Below are 17,026 nucleotides of genomic sequence, written 5' to 3' on the forward strand. Positions count from 1 at the left end.
TGAATATTAATAATGATCATAAAAAACTTGCATTTCATCAAAAAAACAATTGATGGATCTCCGTTCTAGACCATTGAATCACTTTTAAGTAATCTAGCAGTGCTCATTTTCGTACCATTCAAAATCCGCTCAGACTTTAACTAAGTATTTGATTGCAAGAACCATACACGACTTCTGAGGGCCTAGTGTTTAAATCATATTATTGTCTCTTCATTTTTTGAGCGGTAGTTGTTTAACGCAGTAGCTGCCTGACTGCTCAATGCCTATGCTTTTGAGAAGTCGAGTCAGCCTAGCGGGGGAGTATGACGAAATCTTTGTTGCACGTCAGATTTCTATACTGCTCCCGAAAATTTAATTTAGCGTCCTTCGAATGTAAACATCAATCAAGCCAAATTGAATTGACGCACAGCCCTTAGGAACGCGAGGCACGATTCTGCAAACTGAAATAATGCAAGCTTAAAACCAACAAGCAAATTAAGCATAAAAGGCTGAGAGTATAAACGCGTTGTTTAAGCCCCCAGCCCCTCATCTTTCATGTGTTCTACTTCTAAGTCAATCCTACCCACACACTGCTTTCATCGTTCAATTGTTATTTTCGATACTTTCGATTTAAATCTAAATGCTTTAATACGCCTCGTCGTTTCAACAAAATGAGCAACGCGTAACTTATGGATGCGCCGATCATGCTTGAAACGATAAACGCTGCCATTAAAGGCTTAATTAAAAAGTGATCGACATTTAAAATCCAAGCGAGTGGAATACAAACTAAACTGCCAATAATTCCTGTGCCAATCACTTCACCAATAGCAGCGACAAACAGGTGTCGGTTCACATAGTAAAATAAACTTCCGAGTAAGACCCCAATCATGCTTCCTGGAAAGGCAAATGGTGTACCCGTACCAAACATTACGCGTATGCACGACGATAAAAATGCCTGCGCGAGTCCATACCATGGTCCAAGAATGACGACGCTGAGTACATTCACGAAATGCTGTACAGGTGCTGCTTTAATCGCCCCTAATGGTATGACAATCACTGTGCTTAATACAACATTGACTGCAATAAAGAGAGCGGTCAGTGTTAGTTTACGTGTGTTCAAACTTATCACTCTCCGACAGAGCTGAGGGCAATTTATCCACTCTATCCACTTATATCATTCGTGCGTTTGATCGTCCTCAGCCTCGATATTTTCTTGTTGAATTCTAGCTGATAAAGTCCCAATCACAACATGTAACAGTTCGTTCGCTTCATGTTGTGCCTTTTTAAATTCATTCACAATTGGGATTCCATCGATTTTGGTTTGTATTTCTTCAATTTTTTCTTCAGAGCGCGCAAAAGCGACAGGCTTATCGTAATTTTGTAGATTAACGGATTGCTTTTGATTTTGCTTTAACTCTGCCATATATTGCGCAATTTGCTCATTTTGATGAATTTGTGTTTCAATCCGTTGGTAATGTTGTATCGTTTCTAATGATTGAATGGATGCACTTAACTTTTGAGCCGATTCCAAAATCATTTCACGTAAATACATCTATACCGTCACCATCGTTGTTTCACTCACACCTACAAATTCACCATTTAATGAATATTGTTTCGCTTCAACAATTTTGACATCTACAATTTTACCGATAACAGATTTTGGCGCACGGAAGTTGACTAATTTGTTCTTTTCAGTGTACCCCGCTAAAACTGCTTCATCTTTCTTACTTGCACCTTCACATAATACGCGAACTGTTTCACCTTCATACGCTTTTAATGCACGTGAAGAATATTCACCGACAAGACGGTTTAAACGCTGCAAACGCTCTTTCTTTACATCAGTCGGTACATTGTCTTTCATTTTAGCAGCAGGTGTACCGTCACGTTGTGAATAAAGATACGTATAAGCATGTTCAAAGCCGACTGCTTCATATAAAGATAACGTTTCTTCAAATTGTGCTTCTGTTTCATTCGGGTAACCTACAATGATGTCTGTTGTTAAAGCAACATCTGGCATTGCTGCTTTAATACGTGCTACGAGATCAAGATAGCTTTCACGCGTGTATTTACGCCCCATAATTTTCAACACTTGGTCATTACCTGATTGCACCGGCAAGTGAATATGCGGCACAATATTACCACCTTCAGCAATGACTTCAATCATACGGTCTGTAAAGTCCCATGGATGGCTTGTTGTAAAGCGAACACGCGGAATATCAATTTTTGAAATGTCCGCCAATAAATCGCCTAAACCATACTCAAGATCTTCGATGTCTTTCCCGTATGCATTCACGTTTTGGCCGAGTAATGTAATTTCTTGATAGCCTTGACGTGCTAGATCACGCACTTCTTCAATAATATCTTCTGGGCGACGACTACGCTCTTTACCACGTGTAAACGGCACAATACAATATGTACAAAATTTGTCGCAACCGTACATAATATTCACCCATGCTTTAATACGGCCTTGACGCACTTTAGGTAAGTTCTCAATGACATCGCCTTCTTTAGACCATACTTCTACCACCATTGCTTTAGATAAATAAGCTTCTTCTAAAATTTGTGGTAAGCGGTGAATATTATGCGTACCAAAAATCATATCGACATTTTGGTATGATTTTAAAATTTTATTCACAACAGATTCTTCTTGTGACATACATCCACAAACACCAATTAAGCAATCTGGGCGCTCTTGCTTAATATGCTTTAAGTTCCCAATCTCACCAAACACTTTATTTTCCGCATTTTCACGAATAGCACACGTGTTTAATAAAATAACGTCGGCCGTATTCACATCTTCTGTCGGTGTATAACCTAAAGCTGTCAAAATCCCTGCCATGACTTCTGTATCATGCGCATTCATTTGACAACCATATGTTTTAATTAAAAATGTCCGACCTTTCCCCATACCGCGAAATTTCTCATCAATTTGGAAATCACGGTTATATTGCACAGTTTCTTTCCCACGTTTTTTCGCGTCTTTAAGACTTGGTGGTTGATAAACGTGTTCAAAATTAAAATATTTACTATAATCTTTTTCTTCTTTACTGTCACGTTGCGCTAAGACATCAATCGTTCCAGCTTTTCTTTGTTCTTCATTCACATGCAAAACCCTTTCTGCCCATATATCATTAGTTCATTATATTAAAAATCTAGAGAAAGTGCAAAATGATATCTTGTAAATTCAATTGAAGTTGTGCAATTGATTAAGCCATTTCGTCATACTTGCCCGTTAACGTTTCGATACTAATACCTTCAGTCACATGATAAAACTTCACTTGGCTAATAATGCTTGGTGATTCGAGTTCAACCATACGCTCGTTCATTTTTTGAATTAAGATTAATAAACTACTCATTTCGCCTTCAATCGTTGTTTCTAATGGTCCGACGCGATAATTTAAGCCTGATTCATCTATCACTTTGATCGCTTCATCCACAAAAGGGATCACATCTTCTCCATGAGGTGTTTGTGGGATAATTTGAATGCTCATTAACGTATCTATCATATGAAAACCTCCTTAACACATTTTATTATGACTTTGATTACATCACGTTGCAAAAATAAAGGTCTTTCAGTTGGTAGGTTTGCATTTGCCATTGATTTGACTTCTATTTTTAAGCTACGAAAAGACTATAATTTTCTTAACTTTCATTTAATGGTTGAAAGTGATGCAAAAAAATAAGACTAGGCACATGTGCGACCCTAGCCTTATTATTAGTACGATATTTAGTGTGCGTGAATACGCTTAAATATATGAAACTTTTTATATAAATTGCTTTGTAAATGACTCAAACTGCTCTTCTGTTAAATTCAAGTCTTGATGTGCTAATGGGGTTTCTGCTAAGCCATCAATTTGTGACTCATATGAAGGTGTTGTCGTATCTTGGTAGACAATCCCTTTCACTAATGAATCATGCTCAATCACAGTTTGTAGTGCAGCTTGTTTATTGCTGACATCATAATTTTCAATATCATCAATAGCAGTTAAATTCTCTTTGAACCAGTCATACGTATTGATTTTATTGTATGTGACACATGGTGAAAAAACGTTGACAAATGAAAAACCATCGTGATTAATCGCATCTTCAATGATCTTCGTTAACGCTTTAATATCACTAGAGAAACCTTGCGCAACAAATGTCGCTCCTGAAGATAATGCCAACTCTAACGGTGCCACGTTTTGTTCGATGTTACCTTTAGGCGTTGTTTTAGTTACGAAACCTGGTGCTGATGAAGGTGATGTTTGTCCTTTAGTCAGGCCGTAAATTTGGTTGTCCATCACGATGTAAGTGATATTCATATTTCGGCGTAACGCATGAATTGTATGCCCCATACCGATAGCGTAACCATCACCGTCACCACCAGAAGCAATAACAGTAAGATCACGATTGGCCATTTTCACACCTTGAGCAAGTGGTAATGCACGACCATGAATGGAATGGACTCCGTATGAGTTCACATAACCTGAAAGACGTCCTGAACAACCAATCCCTGTAATGAGTGCTACTTCATCTGGTTCTAATCCAACGTTTGCAGCTGCTTTTTGGATAGCCGCTTGTACTGAGAAGTCACCACAGCCTGGACACCAATTGGGTTTCACATTATTTCTAAAATCTTTAAACGTAGCCAATTACACTCTCTCCTTTAATGCATTCAAAATTTCTAAACCTTTATCCTCAATTTCGTGTGGTAAAAATGGTGTACCATCATATTTGGTTTGTTTGATGAGTTTGTCACCTAAGTTCACGTTCATTTTAATAATATTTGCCAGTTGACCTTGATAGTTATGTTCAACAACAACGACTTTTTTCGCTTTATCCACAGCATCTTGAATGACTTCTGTTGGGAATGGATGTAATTGTCGAATTTGTAAATGGTTAATGTGGTAGCCTTGTTGTTCTAAACGTAAAGTCCCTTCTTGGATTGCACCTTTTGTTGAAATAAATCCAAGGTATAAAATATCCGCATCATCATGTGTTGTTGTACCTTCTACCGGTTTTGGAATGACTAATTTTTCTGTCTTGCGCATACGTTTATCCATTTGATTTTGACGATTTTCTGCTGCTTCACTCGGCTTACCTTCTTCGTTATGCTCGACGCCTGTCACGTGGTGAATGCCACCCTTAACACCCGGAATTGGACGTGGTGATACGCCAGATTCTGTAACGGCATAACGTTTGAAGTAGTCTTTGTCGTCCTCATCTCTTTCAATGTCTTCCGTAATCGTTGCACCTCGACGAATTTCAATTTTTGAATGATCGAGTGCTTTCACAGTTTGCTTACCTAATGACAGTTGTAAGTCACTTAATAAGATGACTGGACATTGATATTCTTCAGCTAAGTTAAATGCCTCTACAGTTAGGTAAAATGCGTCTTCTGCATCTGTTGGCGCAAGCACAATTTTCGGAATATCACCATGTGTACCGTAAATCATTTGCATTAAGTCAGACTGTTCTTGTTTTGTCGGTAAACCTGTCGATGGGCCACCACGTTGCGTATTAATGACTACAAATGGTGTTTCAGTCATCCCTGATAAACCTATTGCTTCCATCATTAATGATAAACCTGGACCCGCTGATGCTGTAAAGGCACGTACACCGCCGTAGTTTGCACCAATCGCCATCGTTGCAGCTGCAATTTCATCTTCTGTTTGAATGACTGAACCGCCTACTTTAGGTAAATTGTCAATCATATACTCCATGACTTCTGAAGCTGGTGTGATAGGATACGCTGCCATAAATCTTGAGCCCGCTGAAATGGCACCTAAACCAATCGCATCATTCCCAATCATATAAAGGTGAGGTACGCCGCTACTTTCTTCTAATTCAAAGTCTCCGTTCACTTCACCCATTTGTTCTTGCATTAAACGATAGCCTTCATTTAATGCTTGAATATTTAAGTCGACTACTTTTTCACCTTTTTTCTCGAACATATTCGTAATTAACGATTCAAAAGTATCCGTATTTAAGTGCATTAATGCCGCAGTTGCACCAATCGCTACCATGTTTTTCATTAAAGTCGTCCCTAATTCTTTAGCCACTTCTGTAAATGGTAGGACGATAAGTTGCGCCTTACTATCTTCTGGCTTCTCTGGTTTTGCTTTACTATCTGCCAAAATGACGCTATCTTCACGCATTTCGTGATGGTTCAACACAATTGTTTCTTGGTCGAACGCTACCAGAATATCTAAATCATCACTAATGGCATGCACAGGTGTTGTCGAAACACGGATTTTATTATTAGTATGACCACCTTTAATACGGCTTGAGAAATGACGATAACCGTATAAATAATAGCCTTTGCGGTTCATAGCAGTAGCGAAAATTTCACCCGTTGATTCGATACCTTCGCCTTGCTGACCTCCCACTTTCCATGATAATTGAGATTTCATAGATTTAGCCTCCTACACGTTTGAATTCACTCAATATTTTATCAAAATAACCCACCATTTGCTTTACAAAATAGTGGGTTTGAAAAAAATTCATACTAATGGCGGATAGGGATATATCACAATTCAGCCACTTTTTGAACGTATTTATATGATTACGCTTCAAATGGATGATCTTCATTAATTAAAATGCGATCAATTTTCTTCGCTGTGCCATCTTCTTTTAAATCAATAATGACACCTGACAATACGCTTCGTCCTTCATCCGGCACAACATGGCGTTGCGGTAAACTCGTAATAAAACGCTTAATGACTTCATCGCGGTTAATGCCTAATATACCGTCATAATACCCCGTCATCCCGACATCTGTAATATATGCCGTTCCTTGTGGCAAAACGCGATTATCTGACGTTTGTATATGGGTATGCGTACCTACAATTGCACTCACACGCCCATCTAAATACCACGCCATCGCATTTTTTTCTGAAGTCGTCTCAGCATGAAAATCGACAAAAATATAATCCGCTTCTTTTTCAGCTTCTGCAATCAGTTGATCTGCTTTTTTAAATGGATCGTCAATCATTGGCATAAAACTACGCCCTTGCAGGTTGATGACTGCCAATTTTTTAGCGTTAAGTTGAAGGATACGCATCCCAACGCCTGGTGCTTCATCTGGGAAATTGGCTGGTCGCACAAGACGTGTCGCCTCATGAATAAAATCATAAATTTCACGTTGTCCATACGTGTGATTGCCCATCGTCATAAAATCGACACCTTCACGTAACAACTGCTTATATATTTTTTCAGTTAACCCTTTGCCGTGTGCTGCGTTTTCAGCATTCACAATCGTTAACGTAGGACGATAATGTTGTTTGAGTTTCGGTAACAGCTCTGAAATCGTTTGGCGACCGACCTTTCCAACAATATCACCTATAAATAAAATCCTCATATTTTTCGTCCTCTCTAATCCCCTTAATCGCTATTCTTTATCGTTTTTTAAATAGCAACCTTATCATTGGGGAGATGCAAAACATTATAAAAGAGACGTCTCATCAACATTTTTGTCATGACACGTCCCTTGTTCATCGTCATGTTTGAACTGCTTGACATCACGATTTTACATGTATGTTGATACGTTTTATTGTACCGTTCTCACCATCGATGTCAATGTATGCGCGTAAAATTGTCGTCGCCAGTTGACGCGAACCTTTTTATCATACTTCATCAAGGCAGCGCTAACTCCATTTTGAAGATTTTTAGTCATTACGGCTATATCATTTACTCTGTCGTCACCTCAGTATTATCTGCTTTAACATACAGGAGACGAATTGCATTTAAAGCGACAATCAATGTTGCACCCATATCAGAAAATACCGCAATCCACAACGTTAACCAACCTGGAATCACAAGTAACAACGCTAATAATTTAATCGCAATTGCAAACGTAATATTTGCCTTAATCATACGCATTGTTTTTTGACTCAAACGATATGTAAAAGGTAACTTCGACATATCGTCACTAAGGAGTGCAATGTCCGCAGTTTCAAGTGCGGTATCTGTACTCGCACCCCCCATCGCAATACCCACTGATGCGCTCGCCAGTGCTGGTGCGTCATTCACCCCGTCACCGACCATCGCAACTGTCCCATATTGCTGTTTAAGCTGTTCAATTTCATTTAATTTATCAACAGGCATCAAATCTGCTTTAACATCTGACATGTGAAGTGTTTGCGCAATTGCTCGTGCTGTTTTCTCATTGTCTCCTGTCAACATAACGGTATGTTGAATGCCAAGCTCATGAAGCGTCTGTATCGCTTTTTGAGACTGTTCACGCACTTCATCTCGCACTGCAATTAATAGACGTAACACATCATCCACTGACACGATAATGACTGTATTTCCTTGCTCTTGTAATTGTTGAATTTGCGTTTTCATCGTCGATTGCGCCATTTTAAACATTTGCGGTTGTCCAATGATGAATTGACGCCCTTCAACGTTCGCCCTCACCCCTTGGCCTGTTTGTGAATGAAAATCTGTCACATCATATGAATCAAAATGGTGATGCTTTGTTTCGGCATAACGAACAATTGCCCGTGCTAACGGATGATCCGAACGACTTTCGATAGCTGCAATTTGACCAATCAGCTCGGTGTCATCACGCATCTCTGTTAATGGCAGAACAGTGGTCACTTCAGGGTGCCCCTTCGTCAGTGTCCCTGTTTTATCAAAAGCTAACGCACGAACACGACTGATTTGTTCTAGGTGGATGCCCCCTTTAATGAGCACACCATTTTTTGCTGCATTACCAATACTTGATACGATAGAAATTGGAGTTGCAATGACTAACGCACAAGGGCAGCCGACAACAAGCACGGCCAAACCTTGATAAACCCATGTTAAAAACGATTGATGTAACACTACTGGCGGCACTATCGCAACGAGTAACGCGATAACCATAATGGCAGGAGTATAATAACGCGCAAACTTTTCAATGAATGCTTGTGCTGGTGTTTGATTTAATTGTGCTTCTTCAACGAGTTGAATCATTTTCGCTAATGTCGTATGTGCTGCTGTTTTCGTGACACGCACTTCAAGGATGCCATCTTCATTCAATGTCCCAGCAAAAACTTCTGCACCTCCCACTTTTTCAACCGGCATCGACTCACCAGTAATCGCGGCCTGATTCACTGCAGCACGGCCCTCAACGACAACACCGTCTAACGCAATTTTTTGTCCCGGTTTAATATATAACTTTTCACCGATTACAATGTCATCCACAGGTACCTTTACATGTTGACCGTCCCTTAAAACTGTCGCTTCATCTGGCGCGATATCCATTAAAGATTGCATCGACTGACGTGCTTTATCCATAGAAAACGTTTCAAGTGCCTCACTCATCGCAAATAAAATGACGACCACTGCAACTTCTCCCCATTGACCAATGATTGCACCACCGATAACCGCAATCGTCATCAATGTATGCATATCAAATTCAACATGCACTAAATTTTTAACACCACGGATGAGTAGCGCGCTTCCACTTAATAATATCGAACAAGCGAATAGTAAAATTGTCATCAAATGGTTTTCGCCGCTCATCAAATGTGAAATGTAACCAAGTAGCATGAACAACGTCGCTACACATATAGATTGATGCGCTTTATAAAACTGTTTGACCTTATCAAACCAAGAGGTCGGTTGCGCCATTGTGCTTCGGTCAGCGTTCGCACTAATCTTTTTCCGCTCATCTAATGTCAATTTTAAATTTTCAAATGCGCCCGCCCCTTCTAATTCTTCTACAGTTGGGTCGCCCGTTACATAAATTTTCGAAGCACCAAAATTGACTTGTGCCTCTTCAACTGACGCAAGACCCCGGACATTTCTTTCAAATTTCCCAGCACAATTGGCGCATGATAAACCTTCTATTCTGTAAGTTTTACGACTTTGAATCATCATCATCCACTTCTTTCTTATGTTCAATAGATATCATCATCAATTGTCGAATATGTTCATCATACAAACGATAAAATGCACGTTTGCCTGATTTGCGAAAAGTCACAATGCCGTTTTTATAAAGAGATCTCAGGTGGTGAGACGCATTAGCAACGGTTACATTTAAAATTTCCGCAATATCACAAACACACAATTCATTATGATGACAAAGCACGAGGACAATTTTAGAGCGGTTAATGTCGGCAATACTCTTAAACATTTGACTCACCTGTTCAATATTCGAAGCGGCAATCTCCTCTTTTGACTGTTGTACAGCTTCAACGTCAATACTAAAAGTATCACAAGTTGCAATTTTTTGAGTCATAACATCTTCATATCCTCCTTATATATTATTTTTATATTTAAATTATAACTTCTTTTCACAGAACATTCAAGCATTCGTTTGAATGAAAAATATGATTAATTGATAACGAAGAGGGTAATGCACTTTTAGGAAGACTTATGGTTCGATTCAATCATAAGTGAGGTATAAGACAAAAACGAGGAGATGTTTTATCATTTATGTCAATTCATATTGATCCAGAAAAATTTGCAGAACTTGTAGTGAGCGCAAATCCGTCTAAAAAGTTAAAACCTGAAGAAATCGCAAAAGAAAGTATTGATTTGTATATTCACGCCTATCGTATGGCAGAACGCTACACGAATATTTCTTCAAATTGCTATGATACCGCAAGTGCATTGGAAGCGTTGAAAGAGACAGAATTAAATCTTTATAGATAAGACATCATATGATTTTGAAATGAGCCTTTAATGCGAACAACAAGCAATACTTAACGCACAGAAAAAAGCAAGTTTCTTTATACCCTTTAATAAAGAAACTTGCTTTTCGTTTTCATACGCAATTATTTCGCATATTCAATTGCTCTCGTCTCACGAACGACTGTCACTTTGATATGACCCGGATATTGCAATTCACCTTCAATTTGATTTTTAATATCTCGCGCTAAACGGTGAGATTTTAAATCATCAATCGTATCAGGTTCTACAATAACACGAATTTCTCGACCTGCTTGAATCGCAAAGGCCTTTTCAACACCTTCATAATTCTCAGAGATTTCTTCTAAACGCTCTAAACGCTTGATGTAATTCTCTAATGTTTCTTTTCTTGCCCCTGGTCTTGCAGCAGATAATGCATCAGCTGCAGCAACTAAAATTGAAATGATAGAAGTTGGCTCCACATCACCATGATGAGAGTGTATCGCATTAATCACTGTTTCAGGCTCGCCATATTTTTTAGCTAACTCCACACCAATTTCTACGTGACTGCCTTCCACTTCATGGTCAATGGCCTTACCAATATCATGTAATAAACCTGCACGTTTCGCTAATGTCACATCTTCATTCAGTTCTGCAGCGAGCATACCTGACAAATGTGCAACTTCAATAGAATGTTTCAAAACATTTTGACCGTAACTTGTACGGTAATGCATACGACCTAATATTTTAATTAAATCTGGATGCATATTATGAACATTTAATTCGAATGTTGCATGTTCACCAGCGTCACGAATAATTTCGTCTACTTCACGTCTTGATTTTTCAACCATATCTTCTATGCGTCCAGGATGAATACGCCCATCTGATACTAGATTAATTAATGCTGTTTTCGCAATTTCTCGACGTATCGGGTCAAAACCTGATAAAATAACTGCTTCTGGCGTATCATCAATAATCAAATCAATACCTGTAAGCGTTTCTAATGTACGAATGTTTCGACCTTCACGACCAATAATTCGCCCTTTCATTTCATCATTAGGCAAGTTTACTACTGAAACTGTTGATTCAGAAGTATGATCTGCAGCAAAACGTTGCACTACTGTAGCGAGCAACTCTTTAGCATTTTGGTTTACTTTTTCTTTTGCTTCATTTTCTTTTTCTTTAACAAGTACTGCAATATCTTGTGACAACTCATCTTCTACACGCGATAATTGTTCTTTACGTGCTTCTTCTTGTGTGAGACCGGAGATGCGTTCTAGTTCTTGTTCGTGCTTCATTATTATCGATTGAACACTACTCTCTTTTGCATCTACTTGTTGTTGTCTTTCTTCAAGTTTAGATTCTTTTTGCTCTAAAATCTCATCCTTCTTATCAAGTAGATCAGATTTTCGCTCCAAGTTTTCCTCTTTTTGAAGAAGTCGGGATTCTTGCCTTTGAAGCTCAGTACGTCGTTCTCTAAGTTCGTTTTCAACACGTTCTCGGAGAATTTGGTTTTCTTCTTTCGCTTCGATTAACTTCTCTTTTTTAAGGTTTTCTGCTTCTTTGTTTGCTTGTTCAAGAATATCTTTCGCAGTTTGCTTCGCTTGCAACTGCTTTTGGTAAATCAAGTTTTGGGCGATAAAATACCCTACAACAACTCCTAGAATGATACCCAGCAAAATGAGTAAGAGGCTTAATAAATTCACACAAACACCTCCTTTTTCTAGGATTTCGTTCTGTATGTTAATAAATCTATATGATTATATGGATAAAAATAAGAATCATACAAGTTCAATTGTACGTTTTGAACAACGAAAAATCAAGGTTTCTGTCGTGATTACAAATAAAAAGCGATGAACACAGAATGAATGAATCCTGCCAACATCGCTTTTTTATTGAACACAGTACTTTTCAAATGAATTTTAGACATTGTTATTCATCAAAAAGCGTTTGTGTTTCTTCTTGTTCAGATTCTTCTACATCACCATCATAAATGCCGAGTTTTTCACGTAATTTACGGTCAATTTCATCTTCAAGTTTAGGGTTTTCAAGTAGAAATTGTTTTACATTCTCTTTACCTTGACCCATACGCTCACCGTTATATGAATACCAAGCACCTGATTTATCAACGATGTCGTATTGTACACCTAAATCAATCAATTCTCCTTCGCGTGAAATCCCTTTACCATACATGATATCCACTTCTGCAACTTTGAATGGTGGTGCGACTTTATTTTTAACCACTTTAATTTTAGTACGGTTACCTACAATATCTTGACCTTGTTTCAATTGTTCAGCACGACGCACTTCTAAACGAACTGAGCTGTAGAATTTCAGAGCTCGGCCCCCTGGTGTCGTTTCAGGGTTACCGAACATAACGCCTACTTTTTCACGAATTTGGTTAATAAAGATAGCTGTTGTTTTTGATTTTGAAATGGCTGCAGAAAGTTTACGCAATGCTTGAGACATTAAACGCGCTTGTAAACCAACATGCGTATCACCCATTTCACCTTCAATTTCAGCTTTAGGAGTCAATGCCGCAACTGAGTCAACAATGATAATATCCACTGCGCCACTTCTGACAAACGCCTCTGCAATTTCAAGACCTTGTTCCCCGTGGTCTGGTTGTGAAAGGTATAAGTTATCAATATCTACACCTAATGCTTCAGCGTAAACTGGATCGAGTGCGTGTTCGGCATCAATAAATGCGGCAACACCGCCATTTTTTTGTACTTCAGCAATGGCATGTAAAGCAACCGTTGTTTTACCAGAACTTTCGGGGCCATAAACTTCGATGATACGACCTTTAGGATAGCCGCCAACCCCTAATGCATGGTCTAGCGTTACCGAACCACTTGAAACACTTGAAACACGGCGATCTTTATTCTCGCCCAGTTTCATTACGGCACCTTTACCAAATGATTTTTCCATGTTTTTAATTACTGTATCTAGCGCTTTTTGACGTTCATTATCCAATTTAGGACCCCCTACTTGATCGAAATTTCCTTTTAATTTAACTCTACTATACATGGTATTAAATCAAATTACAAGTGTTTTGCGAATGTTTGTTCGTTATTTTTGGACTGCATTTTCTCCAAAATAGAACGCATGTACTTATATTTGATCAATTAATGACTGGTTTTCAGGATATTTTAACCAATTTAACCACGTAATTAAAATATAATTTTGACTTCTGTCACGTTGCAGATGCCTCATTTGCGTCATTTTAATAGTTTTAACTTGAAATGAATCGCCAGCTAATAATCCAATATAAACTGTGTTATCTTGTGACAGTATGCTGATGGCCTGTTCGCTGTCATAAAGTGCTTGCACAAACAACGCCGCTGAATAGAGCTGATCTTCAATTGCAACAGATGCATCTAAAAATTGCGGGTGATGTAGCATATACCCTTTCAATAAATGTTGTGAATCTTCTTGCTTCAAACGGGCATGTAATAACCCATCTGTCACTTGGTCATATACCGTAAACGTTTGATGTTGTAATTGTAAAACCGCACGCTCAGGAGTCATGTCATCCGAGCCATAGTAATACAATCCGATACGTTTTAATATTTCTTGTTTTATCGGTGCAATCAACTGCTTTGTTACTTCCTTACTCTCACCACTTGCTGTAAGACGAATTGTCACTTCATGCGTTCCTGCTAATGGCGCAATCGTCGGGTTGGACTGTGCATCAATCAAGTCCATCAGTTCCGTTTCAACTTGTGATTCGCCAATACCGCAAAAACGTAAAACTTCTGATTCAATCGTTTGACCACCTTGAGAGAAGTGTGGCATCAATTCATTTTCGACCATTGGCTGAAGTTCTTTAGGTGGTCCAGGCAACATCACGATATGTTGATTGTCATGCCGAACGTAAATACCTGGCGCCATGCCAACTTGATTTGCTAAAACTTCTGCACCTTCAATGACTAAAGCCTGTTGTTTATTGTTCGGTGTCATAACTTTACCATGTTGTTTGAAGTAATCTTCTATATAATCCATTGCTTCTTGATTCATGACAAGGTCTTTGTTCAACACTTCTGCTACTGTTTGTTTCGTTAAATCATCTTTCGTCGGACCAAGTCCCCCTGTAAATATGAGCACATCATATTGTTGTAAAGCACGTCTTGTCACATTTTCAAGACGTTGCGCATTATCTCCAACTACAATATGTTCTAACACATGATGTCCCACTTCATTAAATTTTTGCGATACGAATTGCGCATTCGTATTCACAATTTGGCCTAGTAGCAGTTCTGATCCCACTGCGATAATACATACTTTCATATTTTCGTCTCCCATATCTCGTTCGTGTGGATTGTCGTATTCATTACATTTCATTTTATCTTACATCACTATTTTATAAAAAAGAAAAACGCTAAAAAGAATAAAAAATGACTAGGAAACTGACCCTAGCCATTCATGTTTGTTATTAATCAATGAAATATTGTTACAAAAAATGATGGTTGCTTCATTGTCATCATCATTTTTAAATAGGTGCATTGCTTATTTTTTATCTTGTAAAAATACGTCGCGGCCTTTGTAAAAATACTCAATACCAGAAAGTACTGTGAAAAAGACACCGATGTATAATAACACCTGTCCTAAGCTGAAACCAATCCACTGGCTGAAAGGTTCTCCTAATAAAATTAAAATCAATGCAACCATCGTCACTGCCGTTTTAATCTTGCCTAATTGACCCGCAGCACTGACAAAACCTTGTTCAATTTGCAATAAACGTAATCCTGTCACTGCAAATTCACGGGCAATAATAATGACTGCAACGACTGAATTCGTTAAACCAAGTTCGACGAGAACAATCAGTGCAGCAGAAACGAGTAGTTTGTCTGCAAGTGGGTCTAAAAATTTCCCCATATTCGTAACAATTTGCCATTTACGTGCTAAATAACCATCTAAAAAGTCACTTAACGACGCCAAAATAAAGATGATTCCACTAATTAAAAATTCAATACGAATCGGCTGTCCTCCCAAAAATGTCACTTGCCCCATCCCAAAATCTACAAGTGCAAATAACATAAAAATAGGGATTAAAATAACACGAAAGACGGTAATCTGATTCGGTATATTCATGTTTGCTCCTCTTTTCACTCAATCTATATCTGATACGCTTATTATAACATAAGGGTCATGAGCACCCAAAGTACCGCTGTAACAGCTGTCAATAAACCGATTAAAATCGCCACTTTTTTAGGTTGTTGATCTGTTTGTGTAAAAGTTAGCACCTCTTTTTGCTGGGCGATTTGTTCTAATATCACGTGGGCTTGATGTTGGACTGCAGGGAGTTCTTCATGATGTTTTTCCATGAGTATACGTCCATCGATATTGACAGATTGTGCATATTTTTGAATAAACCCACGAATGTGGTTCGGATGTTTGAACTGATCAAAACGATTTTGTTCGATATCCACGAGGGTCTCTCGTTGAATTTGCGTTCTTTTTTCTAGTTCAGTTAACGTCATACCTAAACGTTCTCTTTTGCTTTGTAATACTTCTCCAATGGTCCGCATCTGTTATTCCCTCCATCGTTACAATGAACCGAATCCATCACCAAAACCGTCACCAAAGCCACCAAAAGTATCACCAAAATCTAAATTATTTTTACTTCTGACTGTTTTCTTTTTCATTTCTTCATATTCAATTTCTTGGTTTTCTTCGGCACGCAATTCGATAATATAATCAAAATCATCCATAATATAGTCACTCGCTTCAACAAATAAATCCGGATGTTCCACTACTTTGACAGATGGTAAGGTCATGACTTCTTTCACGAGTTCCTGATGTTTCGGATTCGTTTCTCTTGCTGTCACAGCACCATCGATAATGTACACATGATCTTTATCGTATTCACCTTTAATTAAAGAACTTCGCACCGTTTGTTTAATAAGTGTCGAACTGATAAACAACCATTTTTTATGCGCTGAAACACTGCCCGCAACGATAGATTCTGTTTTACCGACACGTGGCATGCCTCGAATACCGATCAATTTGTGTCCTTCTTCTTTAAATAACTCTGCCATAAAGTCAACGAGTAACCCTAAATCATCTCTTTCAAAACGGAATATTTTTTTGTCATGTTCGTCTTGTTTTACATATCGTCCGTGTCTTACTGCAAGTCTATCTTTCAATTCAGGCTCGCGTAACACTCTTAACGAAATGTCATCAATTTCTTTTAACAATGTCTCAAAACGTTTAATCTTTTCTTCGCTATCTGATTTAATAATAAAGGCACGAATGGACTGATCGATACCGTTAATCGTTCCGATATTTATGCCCATCATCCCTAATAAACTCGAAACGTCACCTAATAACCCTGCACGATTCACATTAATTTGATATTCTAAGTACCATTCGCGTTTTTCTCGTGTAATCATTAAAATCCCCCTTAATGTCAACAGTGGCTTTTATCTTTAATCCCCATTATATC

The 17,026-nt window shown here is 38.4% G+C and carries 16 protein-coding genes; 1 reads left to right on the forward strand and 15 read right to left on the reverse strand.

Translation table 11 applies throughout. From position 1 onward, the window contains the following. Positions 1-589: 589 nt before the first annotated feature. From thiW to BJK46_RS04160, 9 genes are all read right to left on the reverse strand, one after another. Positions 590-1,099: an energy coupling factor transporter S component ThiW gene (thiW, locus tag BJK46_RS04120; protein ID WP_014614036.1), complete on the reverse strand. Its 510-nt coding sequence runs from the start codon at positions 1,097-1,099 to the stop codon at positions 590-592. Positions 1,100-1,153: 54 nt separating this feature from the next. Beyond that, positions 1,154-1,531, reverse strand: coding sequence for a YlbF family regulator (locus tag BJK46_RS04125; RefSeq protein ID WP_063284345.1), 378 nt, complete (start codon positions 1,529-1,531; stop codon positions 1,154-1,156). Then, positions 1,532-3,082: a tRNA (N6-isopentenyl adenosine(37)-C2)-methylthiotransferase MiaB gene (gene miaB / locus BJK46_RS04130; RefSeq protein WP_014614038.1), complete on the reverse strand. Its 1,551-nt coding sequence runs from the start codon at positions 3,080-3,082 to the stop codon at positions 1,532-1,534. 103 nt (positions 3,083-3,185) lie between these two features. After that, a complete protein-coding gene (locus BJK46_RS04135; RefSeq protein WP_014614039.1) occupies positions 3,186-3,485 on the reverse strand; it encodes a thiamine-binding protein in 300 nt (99 codons plus the stop codon). A 258-nt stretch (positions 3,486-3,743) separates the two neighbouring features. After that, positions 3,744-4,610: a 2-oxoacid:ferredoxin oxidoreductase subunit beta gene (locus BJK46_RS04140; RefSeq protein ID WP_014614040.1), complete on the reverse strand. Its 867-nt coding sequence runs from the start codon at positions 4,608-4,610 to the stop codon at positions 3,744-3,746. Then, positions 4,611-6,371 (reverse strand): 2-oxoacid:acceptor oxidoreductase subunit alpha, encoded by a 1,761-nt coding sequence (locus BJK46_RS04145; protein ID WP_014614041.1) that lies wholly within the window; start codon positions 6,369-6,371, stop codon positions 4,611-4,613. Between the two features lie 152 nt (positions 6,372-6,523). Continuing rightward, positions 6,524-7,318: a TIGR00282 family metallophosphoesterase gene (locus BJK46_RS04150; protein WP_014614042.1), complete on the reverse strand. Its 795-nt coding sequence runs from the start codon at positions 7,316-7,318 to the stop codon at positions 6,524-6,526. 329 nt (positions 7,319-7,647) lie between these two features. Continuing rightward, entirely contained in the window at positions 7,648-9,822 is a 2,175-nt protein-coding gene (locus tag BJK46_RS04155) for a heavy metal translocating P-type ATPase (RefSeq protein ID WP_015729059.1), read from the reverse strand. Next, entirely contained in the window at positions 9,806-10,186 is a 381-nt protein-coding gene (locus tag BJK46_RS04160) for an ArsR/SmtB family transcription factor (protein ID WP_014614045.1), read from the reverse strand. The genes BJK46_RS04155 and BJK46_RS04160 overlap by 17 nt, the downstream gene beginning before the upstream one ends. Positions 10,187-10,383: 197 nt before the next feature. Here BJK46_RS04160 and BJK46_RS04165 point away from each other — a divergent pair, with 197 nt between their 5' ends. Then, on the forward strand, positions 10,384-10,602 hold the full coding sequence (locus tag BJK46_RS04165) for a hypothetical protein (RefSeq protein ID WP_014614046.1): 219 nt from the start codon (positions 10,384-10,386) through the stop codon (positions 10,600-10,602). A 122-nt stretch (positions 10,603-10,724) separates the two neighbouring features. On the opposite strand, the gene rny is transcribed toward BJK46_RS04165, so the two are convergent. From rny to BJK46_RS04195, 6 genes are all read right to left on the reverse strand, one after another. After that, positions 10,725-12,284 (reverse strand): ribonuclease Y, encoded by a 1,560-nt coding sequence (gene rny / locus BJK46_RS04170; protein ID WP_014614047.1) that lies wholly within the window; start codon positions 12,282-12,284, stop codon positions 10,725-10,727. Between the two features lie 226 nt (positions 12,285-12,510). After that, a complete protein-coding gene (gene recA / locus BJK46_RS04175; protein WP_014614049.1) occupies positions 12,511-13,554 on the reverse strand; it encodes a recombinase RecA in 1,044 nt (347 codons plus the stop codon). Positions 13,555-13,692: 138 nt separating this feature from the next. Continuing rightward, on the reverse strand, positions 13,693-14,868 hold the full coding sequence (locus BJK46_RS04180; RefSeq protein ID WP_103263435.1) for a CinA family nicotinamide mononucleotide deamidase-related protein: 1,176 nt from the start codon (positions 14,866-14,868) through the stop codon (positions 13,693-13,695). A 219-nt stretch (positions 14,869-15,087) separates the two neighbouring features. Then, positions 15,088-15,672 (reverse strand): CDP-diacylglycerol--glycerol-3-phosphate 3-phosphatidyltransferase, encoded by a 585-nt coding sequence (gene pgsA, locus BJK46_RS04185; protein ID WP_014614051.1) that lies wholly within the window; start codon positions 15,670-15,672, stop codon positions 15,088-15,090. A 41-nt stretch (positions 15,673-15,713) separates the two neighbouring features. Next, positions 15,714-16,109 carry a helix-turn-helix domain-containing protein gene (locus BJK46_RS04190; RefSeq protein ID WP_014614052.1) on the reverse strand — a complete coding sequence of 132 codons (396 nt, stop codon included), beginning with the start codon at positions 16,107-16,109 and terminating at the stop codon, positions 15,714-15,716. Positions 16,110-16,127: 18 nt separating this feature from the next. Continuing rightward, the gene (locus BJK46_RS04195) at positions 16,128-16,973 is read right to left on the reverse strand and encodes a DUF3388 domain-containing protein (RefSeq protein ID WP_014614053.1); all 846 of its coding nucleotides are present in this window, start codon (positions 16,971-16,973) and stop codon (positions 16,128-16,130) included. Between the last annotated feature and the right edge of the window lie 53 nt (positions 16,974-17,026).

The sequence above is a fragment of the Staphylococcus pseudintermedius genome, assembly GCF_001792775.2.
Classification (GTDB): Bacteria; Bacillota; Bacilli; order Staphylococcales; family Staphylococcaceae; genus Staphylococcus; species Staphylococcus pseudintermedius.